We start from the raw sequence: 21,422 nt of genomic DNA, 5'->3' as shown, positions 1-21,422 counted from the left end.
CTCCAGTTATCAGATGTGGCGATTTTTCAGCGCGGCGCTTTCCGGTCGTCACCGGCGACGCGGGATCCTCGGGCGAAGGCAGGGCAGGGCGCCAGCGATGCGCTGACGTCGGCCAGCGTCCGGTTTGCCTCAGAGCCATGCGATGCGGTAGGGTGCGGGTTTCACTCACAGATCAGGGCTGTCCATGAACAAACAGGAACTTATCGACGCGGTCGCCGGTCGCACCGGCGACACCAAGGCCGCCACCGGAGACGCCATCGATGCGGTGCTCGCGGCGATCATGCGCACGCTGATTGCCGGTGACGCCGTGCAACTGATCGGCTTCGGCTCGTTTTCCACGGGTGCGCGCGCCGCACGGGTCGGCCGCAATCCGGCGACCGGCGCCGAAATCCAGATCCCCGCGGCGAAGACCGTCAAGTTCACTGCGGGCAAGGCGTTCAAGGATGCCGTCAACGCGTCATGACGAAGGTGGCGATCGCGCCCGGCGACTACGCCGGGCTGCACCAGGAAGTGGTCAGTGTCGTCGAGTCGGCGCGACGCACGGCGGCACGCAACGTCAATGCCGTGATGACCGCCGCCTACTGGGAGATCGGCCGGCGGATCGTCGCCAGCGAGCAGGGCGGGCAGGCGCGCGCCGGTTACGGACAGGCGCTGATCGCCCGGCTCGCGGAGGACCTGACCCGCCGTTTCGGACGCGGATTCGGTAGGGCCAATCTGGCCAGCATGCGCGCGTTTTATTCCGCCTGGCCGGTGGCGGAGATTTTCCAGACGGTGTCTGGAAAATCGGCAGCTCCCGAGAATGTCCAGACACTGTCTGGAAAATCGCTGCCAGCGAAAGACGTTGTCGACGCCACGGCAACGGCGCCCGACTACATGGCGCTCGCCACCCGTTTTACGTTGCCGTGGTCCGCCTATGTGCGCCTGCTTTCCGTGAAGACGGCGGCCGCTCGCGCTTTCTATGAAACAGAGGCGTTGCGCGAAGGCTGGTCGGTGCGCCAGCTCGACCGCCAGATCAGTAGCCAGCTTTACGAGCGGCTGGCGCTGTCGCGCAACAAGGCGACCCTGCTCAGGAAAGCCGCCGATGTCCAGCCGGGTGATCTGCTCACGCCAGAGGAGGCGATTCGCGACCCGTTCGTCCTCGAGTTTCTCGACATCAGGGACGAGTACTCGGAATCGGATCTTGAGGAGGCGCTGATCCAGCATCTGGCGGATTTCCTGCTGGAGCTCGGCGACGACTTCGCTTTCGTCGGCCGGCAGCGCCGCCTGAGAATCGACGACACGTGGTTCAGGGTCGATCTGGTGTTTTTCCATCGACGTTTGAGATGCCTGGTCATCATCGATCTCAAGGTCGGTCGCTTCAGCTATGTCGACGCCGGGCAGATGCATCTCTATCTGAACTACGCGCGCGAGCACTGGATGAAGCCTGGGGAGAATCCACCTGTCGGCCTGATCCTGTGCGCCGAAAAAGGTGCAGCCGAAGCACACTACGCGCTGGACAACCTGCCGAACAAGATTCTCGCGGCGGAGTACCAGACGGTGTTGCCCGATGAAGCGATGATCGTACAGGAGCTGGAGCGCACGACAGCGGAACTGGAGCGGCGTACCGGGGCTGCGTAAGGTCTGGTCCCGACGCCCTGCAGGGTTCCGGTCATCCGGAGGCGAGGCCGCGAGCCGGTACCGCATCGTCATGTGGAACGGGTGACGCGTTTTCACATCTGCCAGTTCTGACAGAAAACCGACCCATCAAGATAGGAATATTAGCTTAATGGGCAGGTCAGCAAGCGAATCTGTAACCGCAGTCTCGCCTCATATGATCACATCGCCGGGTTCGTGAACTGCCGCTGTCGGGCAGGCACGACAGCCTCTTGTCGCCCCTCTTCTGCCGTTCAGTCAACCGCGACCTCAGTGACCGCTTGCAAAAGGTGAAACAGCCATTCGTCCCCTGGTGTCTGCCGGCAAGTCATCGGCCATTCAGGCCGGCTGCCGATTGCGGCCGCGTGCCACCCTACATGATGCGCGGTCTGTCTGCTTTCGAGAACCACGAACGGATCCCGCGGACACGAAAAGGGGGGAGGGCGGGCCTTGCGGATGCGGGTGACGTTCGATCGGTTTCGGGCGAGACGTGCGCGGTCGAGTTGGTGGCGCTAGCCGGCAATCTTCAGCGCGAGTTCCGCGACATGTTTTGTCCCGGAAGCGCGCGATATCCAGCTCATTTTGTGAAGTCCCGATCTTCTTGCTCGGCCGCGCCTCCCCGATTGCACATACGTTGCTCAATGTGGCTCGCCGAGGCAAGCATCAGCGACATCGACAATCGGCTCGCTGTCGCCATAAGCTTCGTAAAAGCGATCGACGCACCTTATCTGACCGAAGGTCCACCATGTCCCGGGCGGATCATGACCCAGCCACATCACAGTCGCCGCCGCCTTTGTCCGAAGTCCCCATTGTTGCCAGTCAGAGCCTGTTGGCAAAAAACGGCCGTGCTTGTCCGCGTACACGTTTAGGTCCAGGCCGTATCGCTTCAGGTATGGCGGGTTAAGGAGATCCTCGATAGCAGGCTTTTCGCCACGGGAAATTCGGGCGTTTTCGACCGCCTCACCCAGCCGAAAATCGCTCATGGCACGGCTGATCACTGACAACTCGACCAGCAGCGGCGCGCCAATTGCCAGACACGTAACACCTATGCAGAGTACGAGCACTGCAAGAACGCGCCTTCCGGTTAGCGATGTCCGCGACACTCGCGCCCCCCATCGTCTGCTTTTGCTGTGTGCCTGCGCGCGCTCGGGCAGCGTGAAACCACGCACAGTCTCCTTGGGACGATGCACAGCCTTGACGCATGTGCGAAGCCCGCGCCGAACTTGTCGACAGCGCCTGATGCATCAGGGTGTTTCACCTTCCTGCGGCTGTTCGTCAAGATTGCTCTTGAACTCGTACTTCTTGTGCGAACCGTCGCAGAATGGCTTGTTCTGCGAGTGGCCACATCGACACAGCCAGACCTCGTCCTTATCCACCTCAATATTTTTCCCGCCTTGAGTGGTAATCTTGAAGTCGCCCTTGATGTGGTACGGGCCATCATTCCGGGGGGTAATAATCGCAGTCGCCATTTGCGCCTCCGCTGATTCTGAATCACGCGTTCCGCACACGTTCGGGACACTCGATGCGGCAACCTGAATACAGGCCAAGTTCAGTCTATATTTGATACCGCGTGAAGGTGCGGCGAGCGTTGTGGCATCGCACAAAAGCTTGTGGAAAGGTTCGCCGCGAATGGTATGAGGACATCATGATCTGGCTTGGTGGCGGTAACTATCGGCCACAGTTTCGGACGCTCGAACTCGACGCCCGTAAGCGGACGGTCACCTGTGCGATTGCAGGGCGCGACGTGGCAGGGCCACGCTGACACCAGTCAAGACCGCCGCGTAGGCGCATTGGGCTCCGGGATGCCTGGGGTTACTGATCGAGGCCGCCCGCATCGCTCCGGATCGACAAGGCCACATCACTCCCTCCCCCCCGTTGATCCCGCTTCCACTTCGCCATACGTGCTTGCCCCGCTCGGAGAGTTTGCCGCAACAGCGGGATCTCATTCCGGCTTATCGAAGACGCCAGTTTCGAGATCCTGTTTGAAATGCTGTACCCAAACTGTTTCGAAGCCGATGGGGTATTCCCTCGCAATTTGTGTTGATAGTCTGGTTACGGTGACATATCCCTGCAGGCCGACGTTCTCGTCGCCCTTGGGGTCAGTCGTATCCGTTTCCAGCAGTTCGAATTCACCTTCTGCCAGTCCCTTGCGCTGCAAGGTCGCCAGGAAAGCCTGGCGTTCATCCGGTTCGATCAGTCGCATCTTCCGCCCTCCCGTCTGTCCGACACCGATATTCGTGGTCCCCTTCACGACGTTGTCATAACCCCAGAACGTTACGCAGTGCCCGAGTGCGTCATAGCTGCGGCTGAGGTTGTGAAAGCCGAATGCCATCCGCTCATCCGGGTCCGATCCTGTCGCAGTCGGGAATCATCAGCGTACAGCTTTTGTGCACGCCCTCGATGGAAAACTGTCCGAACAGTTTTGTCATAGTTCCTGCCATCCTTCATGACCCGTCGCAATTTGCATCGGTGCGCAAAGCGCCCGGGCTCGTATCTGTGCCGATTGCAACGTCCGCTCGCTGGATGAGCCGATACGAATGGACGGATCAGTCCATGCGCAGACCGATAGCAGAGGCTCGTTGGCCACAACAGGGCTACACTCAAAATGGGATAAATTCCGGAGCAATACCATGACCGACGCTACTCCCCAAAGCACATTTCGAGGTCTTCCCCTGACGCCGGAGCAGGACGCAGAAGTCAGGCACTACATAAAGAAAAGAGAGCAGCATGGCACGCCGTGGGACACGCCGGAGTTGGAGGCCATGCTTCGAGACATGCTGGAGCCCCCGAGCGACGACGACGGAGGACTCGGTTCCACCGTCGACGAAACGAAGGCGGCCACAGAACGCGCGACAGCTTCCATCGACGAGACCATGGAACCCATTGAAGCCTGCGAAGAGCGGCATGCTGCGATGGAAACCGAGGGTATGAGGGGACCGAAGCGTTGAAACCCAGGCAGCGCTCGCGACTGGTGTTGAAATTCACCCTACGCGTTCGGACCGTGGCATGAGCCTGTTTGGAACCCGAAGTATGTCCTATCTGCGACAGGAGGAGATCGTGAAACGCGATATGAATCTGGCACTCGCAATATTGAGGACTCTCGAGGAAAACAAATCCCCGCACCTCAACGAATTTGACCTTGAAAGCGCGCTCAAGGATGCGTTCGATGTTTCGAACCGGGGTGTGTGGTATCAGTTGAACCTGCTGGCCGACGCAAATCTCGTCCGCCCGATGGGTAGCGACTGGCGGCTAACCTGGGATGGCCACGAGTTTTTGAAGTCGGCGGTCCCGAATACCTTCGAAGACACCTGAAGGGTGACCTAAGCGCTGGAAACATCCCGCGGCTTTCGTGAAGACAACCCGATTGCCGGGGCATCGCACAGGAGGCGCCGAACGCAATAGCAGTTTGCCGAAGCGCGTTCGATTCCACGACTTGATGACGACCGCGCCCCAACGTCCAGCCAGCCGGTTTTGTACAGCCGCATGTGCGGATATTCCTGGTCTGAGGGGAACATGGACCGGTTAAAGCATGCGATGCTTAACTATCACGAGCGCAGCAAGCATCGCGTCAGCGGCTACGCCCCTGGCCCCGGGAAACTCGACTGGGCAACCCAACCGGATCCGTTCCGGGTGTTTCACGGCGCACCGCGCATTGGTCTGCCGTTAGCCGCGGATAGCCTGACTACACGCTACAACGAACTGCGCTGCGGCGCTTTGCCGCCCGCGCGCAGATTCGATCTTTCCAGTCTGGCCATCCTGTTCGAACTTTCGCTCGGCCTGTCGGCGTGGAAATCCTACGGCACCCAGCGGTGGGCACTGCGCTGCAACCCTTCGAGCGGAAATCTGCATCCGACCGAGGGCTATCTTCTGTGTCCGACTCTGCCCGGCTTGTCCGGTGGGGTCTACCATTACCGGAGCCGGGACCATTCCTTTGACTGTCGCGCTGCGGTGGATGACGAACGATGGAGCGAGGCGTTCCCGCAAAGTGGCGTCCTGGTCGGCATAAGCTCGATCCCCTGGCGCGAGGCGTGGAAATACGGCATGCGCGCCTGGCGCTACTGCCAGCACGATTGCGGCCATGTCATCGCCGCAGTGAGTTACGCAGCGGCAGCACTTGGCTGGCAGACGCGGCTGGTGGAGGCGGCTGCGGACGACGCAGTGGCCAACCTGCTTGGATTGAACCGCGGAGAAGATTTCGGGGAGGCAGAAGCAGAGGTGCCGGATGGGTTGCTCTGGATCGGCAACCCTGAATTGCGGCCTGATCCTGAGCGCATGCTGATCGCTTTGGATAGCGCACAGTGGCGTGGACGCGCGAATCTGCTCAGTCCGGGACATGTGAAGTGGCCGGATATCGATTCGATCCATCGCGCCACGCATAAGGCCCGTACTCGCGAACCAACCTCGCCGGATCGGGAGCTGCATCCGTCGCCCGCGGCGCCCGCCCTTGATCTCAGCTTTGCCCGGATCGCGCGGCAGCGTCGCAGCGCGGTGAATTTCGACGGCACGACGTACATCGCCAATGCGGCGTTTTTCAGCATGCTGGCGTGCCTGTTGCCACGTCATGACACGCCGCCGTGGAATGCGCTGGGGTCTCCTGCAGCAGTGCATGCCGCGCTAATGGTGCACCGCGTGGGCGACCTGGAGCCGGGCCTGTATATGTTCGTGAGAAATCCAGGCGCGCTGCCGGATCTCAAGCGGTCTCTACGTCCAGAATGGCTGTGGCAAAAGACCGGCCCCGATCATCTGCCGCTCTATCTTCTGCTGCCTTACGATTTGCGCGCCACGGCAAAGTCGATCTGCTGCCACCAGGATATCGGCGCCGACTCCTGCTTTGCGCTGGGGATGATCGCGGGATTCGGAATCGCGTTGAAGCAGCCATGGCGTTATCGCCATCTGTTCTGGGAATGCGGCATTCTTGGCCAGGCGCTCTATCTCGAAGCCGAAGCCGCAGGCGTGCGCGCGACAGGGATTGGCTGCTTTTTCGATGATGAAATGCACGCACTGCTCGGTGTGAAGGATCACACCTGGCAAAGCCTGTATCACTTCACCGTCGGCCGTGCGGTAGACGATCAGCGCCTGTCCACATGTCCACCGTATGAAGTTCAGCCTTGAAGCGAGAACCTCATGTCCCGATCGTGGTGAGACGGTATGCCCGGCGATTGAACGTCACACATAGTCCTCGTTTTCCTTATCAATGCGCGGCGAACCAAGCGTATTGGCGTGAGAATAAAAAGGAAAGCGACTCGCCCCCATACGAAGAATAGAACCGTCGCCAGAAAGCCTGCTTTAAGGTATGTTTTCCAAGGCAGCGATGGTTGAAAGCGTCTATTAGATTTGCATCGAAGCGGACATTTTCGAGTGGTCGCAACTGGAAAGGCATGAGCGGCCGCTTCGGCCGAACGTTGCCACGCTAACCTCCGCGAATGTCTCCTTAATGAAGGATTGTGTTGAAAAAGTCTTGTTTTGGCTCGAAGCGCTGGAGTCAGCAGCACGTTTTCGAGTTGTGGCGATCGGCGAAGCGGCAACTTGACCGAGGCAACGATCCCCGTTGCCCGTCATGCGACTGCCTGGTTCATCTGCTTGCTTCCTGGCACAAGCCGCTTGGCCATTCTTCGCAGATTTTGCGCAGTTGCTGCCATCAGAAACTCATCATGGGCACCGCTTGGACCGCGCAGTCGCAGACGGTCCAGTTTCAGGATGCGTTTGATGGAGTAGCCCCTTGATTCTCAGGACACGAGACACCCCTTAAAATAAGAGGGAATCTTGTGACTAGTTTCAAGCCTAGGCAAATCGTGGAAAGCATTGAAGTTCTGACCGAGCCGGAGCGCCGTCGTCGACGTTCGGTCCAGGAAAAAGTGGCCATCGTGCAGGAAACCCTGGAGCCGAGAGCAACGGTTTCAGCGGTTGCCCGACGGCACGGGGTCAACCCAAACCAGGTGTTTGCGTGGCGCAAGCAATACGAGGAAGGCAGCCTGGCTGCGGTGAAGGCTGGAGAAGCCGTGGGCATTGTCACGTTGGCTGATCGACGGCGCAAATCTACAGAGGACGCGTATCTGCTCAGACGGCTGACGGATTCTGGGTGAGTTCGGTGAAACGATGCCATGCGTCAAAACGCTGAGCGAGCTGTTTGCGGTAGAGAGAAGCGCGAAGCAAATGTCGCTTGAGCGCGAAGTGCTGCCGGATCGGTCCGAAGCTCGAGAGAAACACCTGGGTGCGCTTTGGGTCGCGAAACCCGCGCAAGCGCCGCTCACGTTCACGCGTAGGTTGATGGCTATTCTCGGCCCGATTGTTCACGCGGGCTGCAGCCTTAACGAACACGTGTCTGGCGTTTGCCAGCTCGGGGATCCTGGACTTCGCGGCCGGATAACTGCGCAACTGGTCGGTGACGATCCTGCGCGGCACCGGGCACGAACGAAGCACGCGCCTGAAGAATCGTTCGGCTGCGGCCGTGTCGCGCCGCTTCTGCAGCAGGATATCGAGTTCGGCGCCGTGCTCGTCGACGGCTCGCCACAGCACATAAGGTTCACCGCGCAGCCTCACGAACAACTCATCGAGATGCCAGGTACTGCCCGGTTTGCGTCGCACAGCCTTGGCGCGATACGCGAACCCCGTGCCAAATTTATCGCACCAGCGGCGAACGGTTTCGTAACTCACCACGACGCCGCGCTCGAAGAGCAGCTCTTCAATGTCGCGCAAGCTCAACTGAAACCGGAAATACCAGCGAACGGCACAACTGATCACCACCGCCGGGAAGCGATGGCCGTGATAGAGAGATTTCGTCTTTTTCATCTCCCGATTTTACGCGACCACCTCGGCAACGTGACAAAGCCTGCAGGGGCTGTGATGAAGACGCCGGCGCCCTATGCAGTTATCGCGAAGGCATCGGTCAATTCTATCGAATACCAGGTGAATGCCTATATCGACGATATGGCGAGAAAGGTAGCCGTGGTCAACGAACTCTACGATCTGTGCTACCGGCACCTCGCTGCAGCCGGTATTGATCTGCGGCCGCTTGGCGTGGCGCCGCCACCCCGCCAGGACGTAGATCGTCGGCAACGTGTGCTGTCGAGCGTCGAACTGTTTCGGGCGTTGCCACAGGATGAGATTGAGGCACTCTCGAGGCGACTTTCGCGTCACGAATACGAATCTGACCAGGTCGCGGTATCCGCCGGTGCAGTGACCGACTATCTGTTGATCGTCGAATCGGGAGTGATCTCCCTCGTCGTCGCCGGTGCTTCCGGTTCGTCCGAATCGATGCATCTTGGACCGGGCGACTCAATCGGCGAAGCGGGTGTGCTCGCCGGACTGCCGCTCGACGCGCAGGTCACGGCGGTAACAAAAGCCGTACTCTACCGGCTCGACAAGACTGACTTGACACCGTTGCTCAAGAGCCGCCCCGAAATCGGCCAGCAGATGTGCCGTCTTCTGTCCCAACGGCGGGAGGCGCTGCGCAGCCTAAATGTCGTGGCGCCAGCCACGGCCGACGGCGAACACACAGTATTCGACTGGCTGCGCGAAGGTATGCGTAAGCTGCACGAGCTCACGACGTAGCTAGGCTACGTTCGCTGGACTCGATCCATAACCAATCAGTCCTCGGAAATGCTCGCTTGCGATGTGATTGGGAATCTGGAGTAGCGCGAATTTTGTCACGCTTGGAACTGACGACTGAGCCTCGGCAAGATTGCGGCGACCATTCGAGATAAACCACGCAACCGTGGACTCGAGGCAGAAGTACACTACCCCCAAGCTTTGGAAGTGTCGGTCGATGTCTACGAACGTCTGGTCTGCGGCGGGATGACGGACGTTCGTCGTCGGAAGAAGAATGTCTCTGCAGGGTCGAAAGTACGCATTCGTCAAAAGTCGATAACACCCGGTCGCCGTTGTCGTCGACGAACGGCCGTTCTCGAGCATCGAGCGGGCATATCTGGACCGCTATGGCCGAACTTCAGCCGTCTAGGCTACCAGCCAATGCGGTGCTTTTCATCCGTTTCACGATGACGACGATCGTCGTCCACGTGAAGGTACTGACTGGTGGTCGTGAGCGACGCATGCCCGAGATTGTCACGCACGAGCCGCAAGTCGACCTGCTGGTCAGCCATATGCGACCCTGCGCTGTGCCGCAGCCAGTGCGCTGACGCCTGCTCGAGTTGATCGGCTCGTGGCGCATGTGATTCGCCGCGGGCTCGCAGCGCGTCGGCCGTGCCGCCGAAAACCTCCTTCACAATCCGATGTAACGCGGCGCGCGTCAGCGGTTTGAGCGACTGGCCGATCGGCAGTACCAGCGGCGTATCTTCGTGCTGGGACGGAAGGGCCGGCAGTCCCCGTTCGCGACGGTAGGCCGAGAGCTCCGCCATCATTTCCGAGGTGGCCGGCACCAGCCGCTCCTTACCGCCTTTGCCCAGTATCTCCAGCCACCAGCGATCTTCGCCGTTTGCGTCGCGACGGCGGAAGAATCGGCCCATGGTGTTTTCACCCACTTCGGTGATCCGCAGGCCACCCAGATAGAGCAGGGTGAACAGCCAGCGCACGCGCGCGTAATGTTCGCGCTCACGGCTCGTCCCTTTGGGCATCTCCTGGATAAAGGTTTTGACTTCAAGCCATAGCTCAGGCGACAGATAGCGCGTGACGCGCGGCTTGGCATGCCGTGCGCGCTGACGCGCCAGCGATAACGGATTACCCGCCAGATACCCGGCCTGCACCAGCCACGCGAACATGACGTTGAGAATCACCATCGCCTGCCGCTGGCTGGTGGAAGAGAGCGGACCGTAGAACGGACGCCAGCGCGGATCGCCACGTGGATGCTTGCGCCCACCACTGGCCGTCCATCGTGCGCGGGGTTGCGGATCGGCCAGGAAGTGCTGATAGACCAGCAGGTCCTCATGGGTCAGTGACGACAGCGGCTTGCCGATCTGGAGCACGCCCCAGAGTAGCAGCCGTTCGGCTTCCTTGCGGTAGTTGTCGAAAGTGGTTTTCGTATCGACAAAGCGGGCCAGCCATGCGCGGATTGCGTCGAGATCGTTGCCGGCCGCGATCTGGGCGATACCGCTTCGCGCGCGATTCCTGCCCGCACTGCCGTCCAGCTCGGGCGGGATGGTCAGGCTTCCGATGGGCTGCGGAGGTAGCAGCTGGGCGGTCATGGGGTGTTCTGAAGTTGAATGGGGGTGTGCGTTCGCTGGCGATGGAGCCATCCAGAATCTCGACATTATAGCCATAATGTCAAAATTAGTACTTGTGTGAATTGGATATAAAACGGTTTACGTTATATTATTTACTAAATTCACTGAAACCGCTCCCATGTCCAACGTCCTGCCCGACGAAGCCCGCCTCGCCGCCGAAATCGACCGCCTGAAGGTCGCATTCCCGAAGACCCGCGAGCTGTACCGCGAAGTCTGCGCGCTGCTGTTCTTCCGCTTCGGCATCACGCCGACCGCAAACCGGCTGTATCAGCTGGTGAGGCGTGGCAGTATGAGTACGCCGACTCAGGTGCTCGGGGAATTCTGGGTTGAGTTGCGCGAGAAGAGCAGGGTGCGGATCGATCATCCCGATCTGCCGGCGGAGTTGCAGGCGGCCGCCGGGGAACTGGTCGCGTCGTTGTGGACGAAGGCCACCGCATCAGCGCAGGCGGCGCTTGAAGCGCTGCGGACAGATGCCGAGGCGGAGAAAGCCAGCGCGCGCAACGAGGTAGCGTCGCTGCAGGCCGAACTCGCGCGGACCGAAACGGCACTTGAGCAGCGCACCGGCGCGTTGCTGGCGGCACAGGTGCGCATTCAGGAGCTTGAGCAGGCGCAGGCCGCGGGGGAGGCGACGCGTCAGGCGCTCGAGACTGAAATCGTGCGGCAGCAAGATGAGATCGGTGCGCGTGACCGGGCACTGGTGCAGGCGAGGGCGGATTTTTCAGGTGAACTCGACAAACTGCGGAGCAGCGCTGAGCTCGCGGAAGAGCGTTTGCGGGCAGCCGAGAAGCGGGCGCTCCTTGAGATCGAGCGTGAGCGTGGCATGAACGCACGGTCCCAGAAGGAGCTTGAAGCGGCCGCGCGCAGGGCGGAGCAGGGCGAGGCCCGGCACCGGCAGGAAACCCAGGCGCTGCAGGTTCAGCTTGGCGACGCGCGTCATCACGCCGGCGTCGTGGAGGGGAATCTGGAAGCGCTTCGCAGCTCGAATGCGGCATACGTCAGGGAACTCGACGCGCTGAGATTGCAACTCGCGACCACCGTCGCGAACCAGGCGGCGACGCGGAAACGCCCGCTACCCTCCGTCGAGACCAGCAAGCCTCGCCGCGCTACACCCAAGGTCGCGACGAGGAAGCGATCAGCATCCTGACTCCAGTGTCGGCCCCGTTACGTCGCTCAACCGATGCCATGCAGCGCCCGCCGCTGTGCCACCGGGTTTTCCGAGGACACGAACCAGCACGGGCCGCACACGCGTGTTTTGGGTCTGATGGCCTCAAACTTCCTCTGAACAAGCCGAGCATGCGCGCGTATTCCGAGACGCCGTATGCCTCAAGCCTGGTGTGTTTGTGCCGTTAATTCCTGTGGCGGAAGATTGCCGCTTGACCGGTATAGCCTGGTGGACTAATATGGGCTTAGTCCACTAGGAGCAGTTATGCAGACCGTCAATATTCATGAAGCGAAAACCCAGTTTTCACGGCTGGTCGATGCCGCAGCCAGCGGCGAGGAAATCGTCATCGCCAAGGCTGGCAAGCCGGCCGCCCGACTGGTGCCGATGGAACGGGCGAAGGTCACGCGGCGTTTCGGCGGCCTCAAGGGCAAGGTCCGTATTGCGGACGACTTCGATGCACCGCTCCCCGATGATGTGATCGCAACATTCGAGGGTCGTTGATGCGCCTGCTTCTCGATACACACGTTTTCCTCTGGTCGGTCATGGATGACCGCAAGCTGACCAAAGCGGCGCGCAAGCTGATTCTGGAAGCTGATGAAGTGTATGTAAGCAGCGCGAGCGTCTGGGAGGCTTCGATCAAGGTCGGCCTCGGCAAACTTGAGGCCGACGTCGATATGCTCGTCTCAGAAATTGAGGCCAGCGGATTCATTGAACTGCCAGTGCGGGCCGTTCATGCTGCGCTCGTTCGCAATCTGCCCGACATTCACCGCGATCCGTTTGACCGGCTTCTGGTTGCGCAGGCAATGTCAGAGCCGTTGCGGTTGGTGACTTCGGACGGCCATCTGTCGAAGTACACCGACCTCGTTATCACAGTGTAGGAAAAGCCATGAGCCTGCCTTTGAAACAGATGGCGAAGATGAAACGCGTTCATCTGGCGACGGACAGCGGCGCGCGCTCACGATAGGAAAAGCGCATGAACTTCATCATCATCAGCAAACGCCTTACACTATGAGAAAAATCATCCTGCTTGCATCATTTACCTCTCTATCCGGTTGTGTTTCCACCGAGTCTGTCCAACAACGCGAGCCGCTCTTCGTTGCGGAGACGACGAAGAGTGCTGTGACGTACGCCAACTGCGTTCATGAGCAGTGGGTACCTACAACGTTGGACAGACTAGACGAAGCGGTGTTTGATCTATTGGCCCGGCACGGCTACGAGACTGCTAGGTGGAACGAGGAACTCTGGAGCTGAAGGGCATCCGCGCGAACGCTCTTGGTTACTGCATGACGGCTACAACAAAAAAGTAATCCTTATTAATTTTACATCAGCAAAGTTGTCGATATTTTCAACATGGTCCCGGATAGAACGCGTGCCATAGCAAGCAGCGTGCTTCCACGGTCGTATGCCAAAAAGTAAGCTCCGCCGGAAGGTAACCAAAGGTCGAAGGAGCGAAGAAGTGAGTTGGCGGCGTAGTCCGTAGCTTACGTGCGACGTTGAGCCCCAGAAGATGTTGAAGCAGAGGCCTGCTTGCTGGGAAGCCGTTCCGGATATGACCGTCGCCCTTACTCTGCTATCGGACGTTTGCAGAGGCGCTCACCCTGCACAGGGCACGATATCCGTCAATATCTGCTTGGCGAACGGAATGGATTGACCAGTGTCATCCGGTCATAGCCGACTTGGCCGTGCTGCATGTCTTCGCTGTACAGTACCTCGCAATTTTCAATCAAAGCGAACGAGATGAGGCACGAATCATAGAACCGGAAGCCGTAGTGCTCGGCAAGGCGGTGAAAACGCGGCGGGAAACCAGTCCTGCACGAACAATTCTGTATGAAGCATCGCGCTGCTCGAGTAACAATGATCGAACTCTAACGAGAAGGCATTGCACGCGGTTCCTGAGTTGGCGATTGCATCACGATTCGAGAAGGTTGGTTATTCCCGGCGTTCTTTCGCATTGTTAAAACCGTGTGCCATTTTCCAAATATATGTGCAGTCAAGTCCTGCGACGTCCGGGTGTCGCCGCTGCGTGCCTTCAGTCGAAGCTGCGCTAATGACTCGGTGAAGTTTCGTACTAACCCAAGCCACCGCTACATTACAAGTTCGCAAATCGACGTCGTCGATCTCAAGCTCACTCACACTTCGGGGGTACATAAGAAGTTCCCGCCTGATGATGGTCCTGCGTAAGGCTTCTTTATTTTCAGGCGTTGGGGAGAATTCTGAAGGGTTGAGGTGCCAAATTTTTGCGGCCAACTGGAACAGCAAAACAAGGTCGAACTCCAGCGAAAATCGATTAAGTGTTGCGGGATCCCAAGGATTTTTCTCGGAGTCGAGTGCCTCGAACTCAGCTTCTGTCAATTCCTCTTCATATGTTTGGTCGTCTATGCAGCGCCGAGCCTCGAACTTCAGATGATCCAGAGCGGCGTCCAGATATGCTAATCCGGCTCGGATTGCACCTCTTCTCAGGACTGTTAAGCGCTCGTCGGTGTCAAGTGCGATGGACGCTGCATCAAACTCAGCGCGGAGTTCATCGAGCACCGCTCGAGTCTTGATAAAGTGATCACCCTGACGGAAACTGTTTGGAGTGGAGTTCATTTGCATTTCCTCGCATAACGAGAAACACCGGGAAGGTCATTTGCGTTTCGCCAACGCATCAATGCGCGACCGACGCTTCCCAAACACTATACGTGAGTCGTCAAAGATTCAATCACATAAACCATTCAGAAACGTCGTACACGAACAGAAAGGGATTTCTACACATGAACGTAAAGGCTCGAAACCAATCGCGTCATCGTTGGCATCAGGTAGGCGGCAAGTCAAAGACGCTTTCACAAATGATCAATGATAGGTGGCAGACACTGTGGGAGTGCGCGCGCCGACAAATTGTTGGTGTTTCAAAGGGATCAAGCTGGCTTCACTCGTATGAAGACGACAGAAGGGCAATTGCACTTTCGCAAGCGCTTGGGTGAGTCCTCAGCGAGAGATTCGCAATCGACTATCGAGCAGTCGCATCCGCAGCGACTGCGGCATAACAGCGCGCATGTGAATTGAAATGAGTAGCCAATTCATTGTTACGGTTGCTTGAGCAAAGTTCAGCATTTGGCCTCCGAGCGAGGAGGGTGTTGATGCTGACAAAGAGCAAACGCGCGTGCATCGCGAAGGTATCGCCATGAGACCATTCGAACTATATTTGCCGGTGTCGGACCAAAATGGTGTGCTTGGCGAGAATCGCGATTTGGAGTCGTGTAACAAAACCGGTGCCGCAAATGACCACGATGCGATCTTATTTTGGCTCCGAAAATATGCTCTGCAGCCGACCGCGGCCTACAAGTATCGCAATGAGGCGGAACGTCTATTGATGTGGGCAAATTTTCACAAGAGAAAGGCACTCTCAAGCCTTACTGTCTTGGATTGTCTTGAATACATTAATGTGTTTTTGCGAGATCCACAGCCGCGAAGGATTTGGGTGATGGAGCGGCCATTCAAACGCGATGATCCCCACTGGCGGCCTTTTAGGGGGCCGCTGAGCTACAGGAGCCGGGAAATCGCTTTGACGACCCTGAAGAACCTGTTTAGGTCCCTGACAGAAGTGGGTTACCTTGGATTCAATTCATTCGCCGAGGTGCGACAGGCCAAGCAGGAGATGACGGAAACTCAAAGTATTGGACCAAGCCAGACGCGGACTCACCGTGTGCAGATCGAGCGTAGCCTGAGTTGGGATGAATGGTGTTTCGTACAGCGGTGCCTGCTTAGACTCCCAAATAACAAACCCGCGACCCATCGCATACGGTTTATCGTGTACTTCGCCTACGGCACTGGCCTGCGGCGAGCAGAGCTCGCATCGGCTTGTATAGGCGACATTTCTGAGAAGTTCGCAGGTGCAGAACTCGGCATGATCACCGCGCTAAACATACGAGGCAGAGGCGGCGAGCTACGGCAGATCCCGCTTTGTCCTAGTCTGCTTAATGTTCTTGAAGATTATCTCGAATTCAGGGGCTTAGGTCGAAATCCCGAACGGTGCCCGCCTGATACGCCCCTAATCCCCGCACTTGAGGACAACCGCGATAAGGCGATGCGCAAGGCAGAAGCAAAGACACTCATTAATGAAGGAGGGGCATCAGGCAAAGGAGCCGTCCCCCGCCAAAAATGCGGATTTCGGGGAAGGTGAACGCTCGTTTCGGTGAAGTCGAACAAGCTGGAGGGCGGTGCTGCGTAGTGTATGGATTGTAGCGTGAGTGTTCGGGATCAGGTGGTTTCAGGCAGCATGACCGGTTGTGCCGGGGTCATGTTTCCTCCTTTTTCATGCATGTGATCGTCGTCGTTACTGCGTAACGACGTGACGGCGAAGTATGCATGCCACTGCACCGAATCAGGTTCAATCTCCGCGAGGGTACGTTCATCTTCCGCGATGACCAGTCGCTCGATCAACGCCCGTTGCGTTACTGCGTAACGACGCGCCAGTCTTGCAATTGCCAGGGAGGCGCGAGTGTCGATCCAGACGTTCAGGCATCGCTCGCCGTTGCCGTCACTGCCTGCATGAGGGCGCCGCGCCCTGTACGCGGCTTGCCGCTGCGCCGCTGTTTTTGCCATGTTCTTCTCCAATCTGATTTCGTTACTCCGTAACGGCTTCCCGTGCGCGTTACTGCGTAACGTTGCCGTGGGCTACGCAGTTACCGGGTTGTTCTTTTTGCGCATCGAATCGCCCTTGAGCGGGATCTTGTGGGCCTGATGCACGAGACGATCGAGAATGGCGTCTGCAAGCGTTGGATCCTGCAGCCACGCGTGCCAGTGTTCGAGGGGCAACTGGCTGGTGATGATGGTCGAGCGGGTACCGACGCGATCGTCGAGGACTTCCAGCAGATCGTTGCGTGCGCCCTGATCGAGGTCCTGCAGGCCCCAGTCGTCGAGTAACAGAACATCTATCTTCGCAAGCTGCGCCAGACGCCGGGTGAAGCTGCCATCGCCGTGTGCGATCTTCAGTTCCTCGAACAGGCGTGCGACGCGTACATAAAGTACCGCGAAGCCTTGCCGGCAGGCCTGCTGGGCAAATGCGCAGGCAATCCATGTCTTGCCCGCGCCGGTCGGCCCGCTCAGGATGATGTTCTGGGCGTTGCGAATCCAGTCGCAACCGGCGAGCGTGGCGACGACGCGCTGGTCAAGACCCCGGCTCTGCCGGTATTCGATGTCCTCGATGCAGGCCTGCGGGTTCTTGAGTTTCGCTGCCTTCAGCAGGCGTTCGAGCCGCCGCGTGTCGCGCCACGCCAGTTCGCGATCGACGACGATGCCAAAGCGCTCTTCGAACGACAGGCTCGAACTGGCGGTGAGCGAGACCTGCTCCTCGAAGGCACGCGCCATGCCGTCGAGCTTGAGGGCCTTGAGCTGGGTGAGGGTTTGCTGCATCAACATCGTGACCTCCTGAGGTCAGTGGTAATAGTCGGGGCCGCGCACGTTCTCGTGCTCGGGTGAATGCCATTCGGTGAGCTGCAACGGGAGTGCGGGTTGCCGGTCCAGGCCGGACTCGAGAATCGAGAGTACCGAACGGCGAGTGGGCGAACCGATGACGAGGGCCCGCTGGCAGGCTGCTTCGAGCCGATCCTTGCCATACTTGCGCGCGAGCCCCAGCAGGCCGAGGCAGGCCCGGTAACCCATCTCGGGATGCGGGCGGTTGGTCAGCAGATGGTTGACGATTGCCTCGGCGCCGGGGCCGATTGAGGCGCCCCAGTTCAGCAGGCGACCCGGTGTCCACTCCATGTGTGCGCGATGCGCCGCTGGCATGTGTTCGGGCAGCGTCGTGTGCTTGCCCTTGAGCCGGCTGCGCGCGTGTGCGGCGACGCGCTTGCCGCTGTGCAGGATCTCGACGCCATGGCGGGTGACGCGAGCATAGACTTCCTGACGAACCAGACTGTGCGGCACGCTGTAATAGTGGTGGTCGACCTCGACGTGGTAATCGATGTTCACCCGACACTTCTGGAACGTGGCGATCTCGTACCGACGCGCAGGTAGCGCGCGCAGCGCTGGCTGGTCGAGCCGTTCGAACCATTCCCGGCGATTGCCCTCGAGCTTCCTGAACGGGCGCTGGTTCAGCTCGGTGATGAGCCTGCCAATCGCCCTGTTCAGTTCAGCGAGGCTGAAGAAGCGGTGATTGCGCAGCCGGGCGAGAATCCAGCGTTCGACGATCTGCACGCCGACTTCGACCTTGGCCTTGTCCTGCGGCTTGCGTGGCCGCGCCGGCAGCATCGCGGTGGCGTAGTGGTTCACGAAGTCCTGCGTAGTTCGACCGAGACCAGGTTCGTACCGGTCGGGCTTCGCAATCAGCGCTCTGGGGTTATCCGGGACGAGCAGTTCGGGGACGCCGCCGCAGAATTCCATCGCCTCGATCAGGCCGCCGATCCAGTCCGGCGTTGTCTCCGAAGGCGTCGCACAGGCATACGTGTAATTCGAGGCGCCAAGCACGGCCACAAAGATGTGGGCCTGGAAGTCAACCCCGCCGTCGCGCGCGAGGACCGGCATGGTCTGCCCGGCAAAGTCGGCGAACAACTTCTCGCCGGCGCGGTGCTGCTGGCGCATCGAGCGCTTGAGCGTTTGCGCCCAGTCCTTGTAGCGCTGGCAGAACTGCGTATAGCGGTATGTGCGCTCGCCGGGATGGAGCGCGACGTATTCTTCCCAGAGCAGTTGCAGCGTCACACCCTTGCGTCGCAACTCGCGGTGAATCAAGGTGCAGTCGGGCTCGATCCGTTTCGCTGGCGCCGGCGGCGAAGCCGGCGACAGGACGCGCCGCTCAAGTTCATCCTCTTCCAGTGGTTCGACCGTCGCCCAGTCGAGTCCGGCCGCAGTGGCGAGCTGAAGGTATTGCGTGATCGTCGCCAGGCCGACGCCGAGCGCGCCCTGTACCTGTCGATGCGTGAGATTGCATGCCCACTTCAGGCGGAGCACTTCCTTGATTCTGCGCATGGTTGTCCGGTGTGCCGGCATCGTTGGTAACTCCCAAAGGGAGCTACCTTAACGCCGGGGGATTGGCCCATACGCAGCGCCGCCATCACGAAACCGATGATCCGTTCCGGTTTGCCGAACATCGATTCCGGAAACCCGAACAGGCATTTCGGCAAATCGAACAACCGTTACGGAACACCCGCGCTTCTGTTCGACTTCAACCGAAACGCGTGTTCATCTTCCAGCGAAAAACCTGTTCGGCTTCAACCGAAATCTCTGTTCGGCTTCGCCGAAATACGCACCAAAAAAGGAAAAACCAATCACGCCGGACAAGCTTTACGAAACAATCAAGCGATTTTTCGTGAACGTCGCTAGAGCAGCCTCTGTGGAAGCACCCGAGCTGAGCGCTACATTTACTGTGGCGTCGACGCACTGGTTGCGCCATACGTTCGGCTTGCACGGCGTGGCCAACGGAATGGCACTCGCCACCGCGCGCAATTTTCTCGGTCACAAGGGCCTAGCGACCACCAGCATTTATTCGACGCAGGAATTCGCGCAGCGGTACCGGGAGCTCGACCGCTTTCTAATAGAAAGTCTTGGTGGTTAAGAGTCAGGTGACACTTCGTCACAGTCGGGCACGATGCGTTGGAGGGGTGACACTTGCCCGTACTGCGAATACGTGCGCGCAGCCTCCAATGCTTCGATTATCTAGCCTCAAATCTTAAGCCCGACTATATCGTCAGGGCGGGACATGCGGCACCCTCTAATGCTCAGCAAATTCGATCTTCCCAAGCCTTTCGATTGCGACGAAAGCCGATGTCCTCTGCGGCCGCGACGCGTTTCCGCCGTTGAATTTTTGATGCTCCGGGACTCTGTATCGCTGGATCCCAGCCTGGGGAACTCAAAGTATCAAGGAATCCCGCCTCAGAGGAATTGACGTAACTCATGCAGAAATGCCACGTGGCCATGTCGGCCTTCATTTTCGACATAAATCATTTAGAAATGACGACGACGAAATTTCTGAACCGTTTACGTCGAATTTCGGTAACAGTTTCTGTGAATGCACTGCAAGCATATCCAGGCCCAAACACGACATTTCTATCTGGCTAGAACACGACATTTCTATAAAGCTACTACACGTGCTGTCGTTGCTAATTTCTTTTATGCAAAATTCTTGAATCTATCGGACAGTCAGTCTCCGACTGTGCGCGGGCCGGCTTCGACACTCTCGGCATTGCCAGCGCTGAGATTTGGGTGTTGTAAAGACATCCGGATGTCTTTGATGACGCCAGCGAGGGAACTGCATGTATCCATGGAGCTGGGGAGACTTGCTCCACGATCGGCTGTCCGATCCGTGCCAAGGCGGCGCCGGTAGACGACCGGCAGGGTATCGCGCCCGATGCCGTACGGTTTGAGCCGGCCACTAGTGTCCCAGCATCGCACTCACCCCGAGTTCGTCGGCAACCTTCTTTAGTCGCTTATCGCGCGTCCAGACCGTTACGCCCGGCTGCAACCGCACCGACGCAAGCAGTGCAGTATCGACATATCCAATTCCGCGGTTGAAGAGTTGCTCGCTCTGGATGAGATAGGCAACCTCCTCTGGCATGGCAATGGGGGCGTGCGGAAGATCCAGCAGCGCGCCAAGGACGACATCGCGGTTGCGCAAGCTGCCAAGAGATATCTCGCCAATCACGTAGGGGTGGGCAAGTACGCGTTCCTCTGACAACAGGGTCACCAACATCGAATCAGACGCATTAATGTGGTCGATCCACACGGACGTGTCGACCAGGATCATTCGACATCGTGCCGACGGCGCGGTGTCCCTTGAATCCCCGGCTGGCTGCCGCCAAGGTTTGCCAGCCGACGTGCGGCCTCACGTTGAATAAGGGCTTTGAGGGCTTCCCGAACCAGCGCGGTCTTTTCGTCAAGACCCGTGTAGGCTTGCGCCTTGGCGATCAAGTCGTCGTCCAGAGCGATCGTAGTACGCATAAATGCCTCCGCAATTTAGGCTTGAATTATAGCATCGTTTGATGCTATAAAATGCGCCTCTGCCCAGCAGGCAGCGACGGGGCTGGTTTCAGATTTGATACGAACGCCTTTGCGCGCTTGGCCGCGCAAAGAACCCAGTTCGCGATAACGACGCGTGAGCGGGGCGGATTCAAAGTCACCCAAGTCAGAGCCGAAAGCCTGCTCGAATCGAGGTGTGCAGGACGCAACGTCACTGCGTCAGATCCAACGGCTGATCGCGTTTATCGAAAACCGACACCAGAGTTCGCAGCCGCGGTCCCTGATCGGCCGGCTGCTCTGGTCTACATCCCCGGTATTCCGTAAGGCCTCAACTTTGCAGAACTTTGCCACGTTCAAATATGCAACTAACCGTCTACGAAAAACCGCCCGCGCCACAAATGTCAAACCCGAGTCTATAAAAGGAGTGAGATTGGGGGCTTTCCATGAAACTGAATTTGGTCTGACCAAGCAACGAATCGAGGATCCAACATGAGACTGGCAGACCACGTAAAGCCAATCAG

The 21,422-nt window shown here is 58.8% G+C and carries 23 protein-coding genes and 2 pseudogenes; 13 read left to right on the top strand and 12 right to left on the bottom strand.

The window, feature by feature from the left end:
- The first annotated feature begins 184 nt into the window (after positions 1 to 184).
- A complete protein-coding gene (locus PQQ96_RS37855; RefSeq protein WP_408301911.1) occupies positions 185 to 463 on the top strand; it encodes an HU family DNA-binding protein in 279 nt (92 codons plus the stop codon).
- Positions 460 to 1,617: a PDDEXK nuclease domain-containing protein gene (locus PQQ96_RS37850; RefSeq protein WP_408301909.1), complete on the top strand. Its 1,158-nt coding sequence runs from the start codon at positions 460 to 462 to the stop codon at positions 1,615 to 1,617. Before PQQ96_RS37855 ends, PQQ96_RS37850 begins: the two co-directional genes overlap by 4 nt.
- A gap of 653 nt (positions 1,618 to 2,270) precedes the next feature.
- Here PQQ96_RS37850 and PQQ96_RS37845 read toward each other — a convergent pair.
- From PQQ96_RS37845 to PQQ96_RS37835, 3 genes are all read right to left on the bottom strand, one after another.
- Entirely contained in the window at positions 2,271 to 2,615 is a 345-nt protein-coding gene (locus PQQ96_RS37845; protein ID WP_408301907.1) for a hypothetical protein, read from the bottom strand.
- A 261-nt stretch (positions 2,616 to 2,876) separates the two neighbouring features.
- Positions 2,877 to 3,101: a CDGSH iron-sulfur domain-containing protein gene (locus PQQ96_RS37840; RefSeq protein WP_063496116.1), complete on the bottom strand. Its 225-nt coding sequence runs from the start codon at positions 3,099 to 3,101 to the stop codon at positions 2,877 to 2,879.
- Positions 3,102 to 3,574: 473 nt separating this feature from the next.
- On the bottom strand, positions 3,575 to 3,835 hold the full coding sequence (locus tag PQQ96_RS37835) for a transcriptional regulator (RefSeq protein ID WP_408301912.1): 261 nt from the start codon (positions 3,833 to 3,835) through the stop codon (positions 3,575 to 3,577).
- Between the two features lie 427 nt (positions 3,836 to 4,262).
- On the opposite strand from PQQ96_RS37835, the gene PQQ96_RS37830 reads away from it, so the two are divergent.
- The 3 genes from PQQ96_RS37830 (at position 4,263) to PQQ96_RS37820 (ending at position 6,744) form a co-directional block, all read left to right on the top strand.
- Positions 4,263 to 4,580, top strand: coding sequence for a hypothetical protein (locus PQQ96_RS37830; RefSeq protein ID WP_408301906.1), 318 nt, complete (start codon positions 4,263 to 4,265; stop codon positions 4,578 to 4,580).
- 109 nt (positions 4,581 to 4,689) lie between these two features.
- Complete coding sequence (locus tag PQQ96_RS37825; protein WP_408301905.1) at positions 4,690 to 4,944, top strand: DUF2513 domain-containing protein; 255 nt, start codon at positions 4,690 to 4,692, stop codon at positions 4,942 to 4,944.
- A gap of 201 nt (positions 4,945 to 5,145) precedes the next feature.
- A complete protein-coding gene (locus PQQ96_RS37820; protein WP_408301903.1) occupies positions 5,146 to 6,744 on the top strand; it encodes a SagB/ThcOx family dehydrogenase in 1,599 nt (532 codons plus the stop codon).
- A 443-nt stretch (positions 6,745 to 7,187) separates the two neighbouring features.
- Here the strand turns inward: PQQ96_RS37820 and PQQ96_RS37815 are convergent.
- Positions 7,188 to 7,340: pseudogene (locus tag PQQ96_RS37815) on the bottom strand (IS5/IS1182 family transposase); the annotation flags it as partial.
- 57 nt (positions 7,341 to 7,397) lie between these two features.
- Here PQQ96_RS37815 and PQQ96_RS37810 point away from each other — a divergent pair.
- Positions 7,398 to 7,634 (top strand): annotated as a pseudogene (locus tag PQQ96_RS37810) (transposase); the annotation flags it as partial.
- Positions 7,635 to 7,689: 55 nt separating this feature from the next.
- Here the strand turns inward: PQQ96_RS37810 and PQQ96_RS37805 are convergent.
- The gene (locus tag PQQ96_RS37805; protein ID WP_266261006.1) at positions 7,690 to 8,421 is read right to left on the bottom strand and encodes an IS6 family transposase; all 732 of its coding nucleotides are present in this window, start codon (positions 8,419 to 8,421) and stop codon (positions 7,690 to 7,692) included.
- On the opposite strand from PQQ96_RS37805, the gene PQQ96_RS37800 reads away from it, so the two are divergent.
- The gene (locus PQQ96_RS37800; protein ID WP_408301901.1) at positions 8,389 to 9,183 is read left to right on the top strand and encodes a Crp/Fnr family transcriptional regulator; all 795 of its coding nucleotides are present in this window, start codon (positions 8,389 to 8,391) and stop codon (positions 9,181 to 9,183) included. The genes PQQ96_RS37805 and PQQ96_RS37800 overlap by 33 nt on opposite strands.
- Before the next feature lie 407 nt (positions 9,184 to 9,590).
- Here PQQ96_RS37800 and PQQ96_RS37795 read toward each other — a convergent pair whose 3' ends face one another.
- On the bottom strand, positions 9,591 to 10,769 hold the full coding sequence (locus tag PQQ96_RS37795; RefSeq protein WP_408301900.1) for a tyrosine-type recombinase/integrase: 1,179 nt from the start codon (positions 10,767 to 10,769) through the stop codon (positions 9,591 to 9,593).
- 157 nt (positions 10,770 to 10,926) lie between these two features.
- Here PQQ96_RS37795 and PQQ96_RS37790 point away from each other — a divergent pair, with 157 nt between their 5' ends.
- From PQQ96_RS37790 to PQQ96_RS37780, 3 genes are all read left to right on the top strand, one after another.
- On the top strand, positions 10,927 to 11,952 hold the full coding sequence (locus PQQ96_RS37790) for a DNA-binding protein (protein WP_408301898.1): 1,026 nt from the start codon (positions 10,927 to 10,929) through the stop codon (positions 11,950 to 11,952).
- 282 nt (positions 11,953 to 12,234) lie between these two features.
- Positions 12,235 to 12,471 (top strand): type II toxin-antitoxin system Phd/YefM family antitoxin, encoded by a 237-nt coding sequence (locus tag PQQ96_RS37785; protein ID WP_027780456.1) that lies wholly within the window; start codon positions 12,235 to 12,237, stop codon positions 12,469 to 12,471.
- Positions 12,471 to 12,848 carry a type II toxin-antitoxin system VapC family toxin gene (locus tag PQQ96_RS37780; protein ID WP_408301896.1) on the top strand — a complete coding sequence of 126 codons (378 nt, stop codon included), beginning with the start codon at positions 12,471 to 12,473 and terminating at the stop codon, positions 12,846 to 12,848. The genes PQQ96_RS37785 and PQQ96_RS37780 overlap by 1 nt, the downstream gene beginning before the upstream one ends.
- A 1,051-nt stretch (positions 12,849 to 13,899) precedes the next feature.
- Here the strand turns inward: PQQ96_RS37780 and PQQ96_RS37775 are convergent.
- Complete coding sequence (locus PQQ96_RS37775; RefSeq protein ID WP_408301894.1) at positions 13,900 to 14,559, bottom strand: hypothetical protein; 660 nt, start codon at positions 14,557 to 14,559, stop codon at positions 13,900 to 13,902.
- 574 nt (positions 14,560 to 15,133) lie between these two features.
- Between PQQ96_RS37775 and PQQ96_RS37770 the strand changes: the two genes are divergently transcribed.
- Positions 15,134 to 16,132: a tyrosine-type recombinase/integrase gene (locus PQQ96_RS37770; protein WP_408301892.1), complete on the top strand. Its 999-nt coding sequence runs from the start codon at positions 15,134 to 15,136 to the stop codon at positions 16,130 to 16,132.
- 77 nt (positions 16,133 to 16,209) lie between these two features.
- Here the strand turns inward: PQQ96_RS37770 and PQQ96_RS37765 are convergent, their stop codons facing one another.
- Genes PQQ96_RS37765 through istA form a run of 3 tightly spaced genes read right to left on the bottom strand, consistent with a single transcriptional unit; the run spans position 16,210 to position 18,936 of the window.
- Entirely contained in the window at positions 16,210 to 16,566 is a 357-nt protein-coding gene (locus PQQ96_RS37765; protein ID WP_408301890.1) for a hypothetical protein, read from the bottom strand.
- Between the two features lie 60 nt (positions 16,567 to 16,626).
- A complete protein-coding gene (istB, locus tag PQQ96_RS37760; RefSeq protein ID WP_408301888.1) occupies positions 16,627 to 17,370 on the bottom strand; it encodes an IS21-like element helper ATPase IstB in 744 nt (247 codons plus the stop codon).
- Between the two features lie 15 nt (positions 17,371 to 17,385).
- Positions 17,386 to 18,936, bottom strand: a complete 1,551-nt coding sequence (gene istA / locus PQQ96_RS37755) for an IS21 family transposase (RefSeq protein WP_408301886.1) — start codon at positions 18,934 to 18,936, stop codon at positions 17,386 to 17,388.
- A gap of 75 nt (positions 18,937 to 19,011) precedes the next feature.
- Between istA and PQQ96_RS37750 the strand changes: the two genes are divergently transcribed.
- Both PQQ96_RS37750 and PQQ96_RS37745 read left to right on the top strand, forming a co-directional pair.
- Entirely contained in the window at positions 19,012 to 19,269 is a 258-nt protein-coding gene (locus tag PQQ96_RS37750; protein WP_408301884.1) for a hypothetical protein, read from the top strand.
- 10 nt (positions 19,270 to 19,279) lie between these two features.
- Positions 19,280 to 19,501, top strand: coding sequence for a tyrosine-type recombinase/integrase (locus tag PQQ96_RS37745; RefSeq protein WP_408301882.1), 222 nt, complete (start codon positions 19,280 to 19,282; stop codon positions 19,499 to 19,501).
- A gap of 816 nt (positions 19,502 to 20,317) precedes the next feature.
- Here the strand turns inward: PQQ96_RS37745 and PQQ96_RS37740 are convergent.
- On the bottom strand, positions 20,318 to 20,689 hold the full coding sequence (locus PQQ96_RS37740; protein ID WP_408301880.1) for a type II toxin-antitoxin system VapC family toxin: 372 nt from the start codon (positions 20,687 to 20,689) through the stop codon (positions 20,318 to 20,320).
- The gene (locus PQQ96_RS37735) at positions 20,686 to 20,883 is read right to left on the bottom strand and encodes a type II toxin-antitoxin system VapB family antitoxin (RefSeq protein ID WP_408301878.1); all 198 of its coding nucleotides are present in this window, start codon (positions 20,881 to 20,883) and stop codon (positions 20,686 to 20,688) included. The genes PQQ96_RS37740 and PQQ96_RS37735 overlap by 4 nt, the downstream gene beginning before the upstream one ends.
- Positions 20,884 to 21,422: the final 539 nt, after the last annotated feature.

The organism is Paraburkholderia sediminicola, from assembly GCF_046027825.1.
Classification (GTDB): Bacteria; Pseudomonadota; Gammaproteobacteria; order Burkholderiales; family Burkholderiaceae; genus Paraburkholderia; species Paraburkholderia sediminicola_D.
Note: the sequence above shows the minus strand (reverse complement) of the source record. Positions and strands in the feature narration are given on the sequence as shown.

Excerpts from the sequence above, each read along its gene's own strand:
- PQQ96_RS37855 (WP_408301911.1), top strand. The coding sequence starts at position 185 with ATGAACAAACAGGAACTTATCGACGCGGTCGCCGGTCGCACCGGCGAC.
- PQQ96_RS37850 (WP_408301909.1), top strand. The coding sequence starts at position 460 with ATGACGAAGGTGGCGATCGCGCCCGGCGACTACGCCGGGCTGCACCAG.
- PQQ96_RS37845 (WP_408301907.1), bottom strand. The coding sequence starts at position 2,615 with ATGAGCGATTTTCGGCTGGGTGAGGCGGTCGAAAACGCCCGAATTTCC.
- PQQ96_RS37840 (WP_063496116.1), bottom strand. The coding sequence starts at position 3,101 with ATGGCGACTGCGATTATTACCCCCCGGAATGATGGCCCGTACCACATC.
- PQQ96_RS37835 (WP_408301912.1), bottom strand. The coding sequence starts at position 3,835 with ATGCGACTGATCGAACCGGATGAACGCCAGGCTTTCCTGGCGACCTTG.
- PQQ96_RS37830 (WP_408301906.1), top strand. The coding sequence starts at position 4,263 with ATGACCGACGCTACTCCCCAAAGCACATTTCGAGGTCTTCCCCTGACG.
- PQQ96_RS37820 (WP_408301903.1), top strand. The coding sequence starts at position 5,146 with ATGGACCGGTTAAAGCATGCGATGCTTAACTATCACGAGCGCAGCAAG.
- PQQ96_RS37800 (WP_408301901.1), top strand. The coding sequence starts at position 8,389 with ATGGCCGTGATAGAGAGATTTCGTCTTTTTCATCTCCCGATTTTACGC.
- PQQ96_RS37805 (WP_266261006.1), bottom strand. The coding sequence starts at position 8,421 with ATGAAAAAGACGAAATCTCTCTATCACGGCCATCGCTTCCCGGCGGTG.
- PQQ96_RS37795 (WP_408301900.1), bottom strand. The coding sequence starts at position 10,769 with ATGACCGCCCAGCTGCTACCTCCGCAGCCCATCGGAAGCCTGACCATC.
- PQQ96_RS37790 (WP_408301898.1), top strand. The coding sequence starts at position 10,927 with ATGTCCAACGTCCTGCCCGACGAAGCCCGCCTCGCCGCCGAAATCGAC.
- PQQ96_RS37785 (WP_027780456.1), top strand. The coding sequence starts at position 12,235 with ATGCAGACCGTCAATATTCATGAAGCGAAAACCCAGTTTTCACGGCTG.
- PQQ96_RS37780 (WP_408301896.1), top strand. The coding sequence starts at position 12,471 with ATGCGCCTGCTTCTCGATACACACGTTTTCCTCTGGTCGGTCATGGAT.
- PQQ96_RS37775 (WP_408301894.1), bottom strand. The coding sequence starts at position 14,559 with ATGAACTCCACTCCAAACAGTTTCCGTCAGGGTGATCACTTTATCAAG.
- PQQ96_RS37770 (WP_408301892.1), top strand. The coding sequence starts at position 15,134 with ATGAGACCATTCGAACTATATTTGCCGGTGTCGGACCAAAATGGTGTG.
- istB (WP_408301888.1), bottom strand. The coding sequence starts at position 17,370 with ATGTTGATGCAGCAAACCCTCACCCAGCTCAAGGCCCTCAAGCTCGAC.
- istA (WP_408301886.1), bottom strand. The coding sequence starts at position 18,936 with ATGCCGGCACACCGGACAACCATGCGCAGAATCAAGGAAGTGCTCCGC.
- PQQ96_RS37750 (WP_408301884.1), top strand. The coding sequence starts at position 19,012 with ATGATCCGTTCCGGTTTGCCGAACATCGATTCCGGAAACCCGAACAGG.
- PQQ96_RS37740 (WP_408301880.1), bottom strand. The coding sequence starts at position 20,689 with ATGATCCTGGTCGACACGTCCGTGTGGATCGACCACATTAATGCGTCT.
- PQQ96_RS37735 (WP_408301878.1), bottom strand. The coding sequence starts at position 20,883 with ATGCGTACTACGATCGCTCTGGACGACGACTTGATCGCCAAGGCGCAA.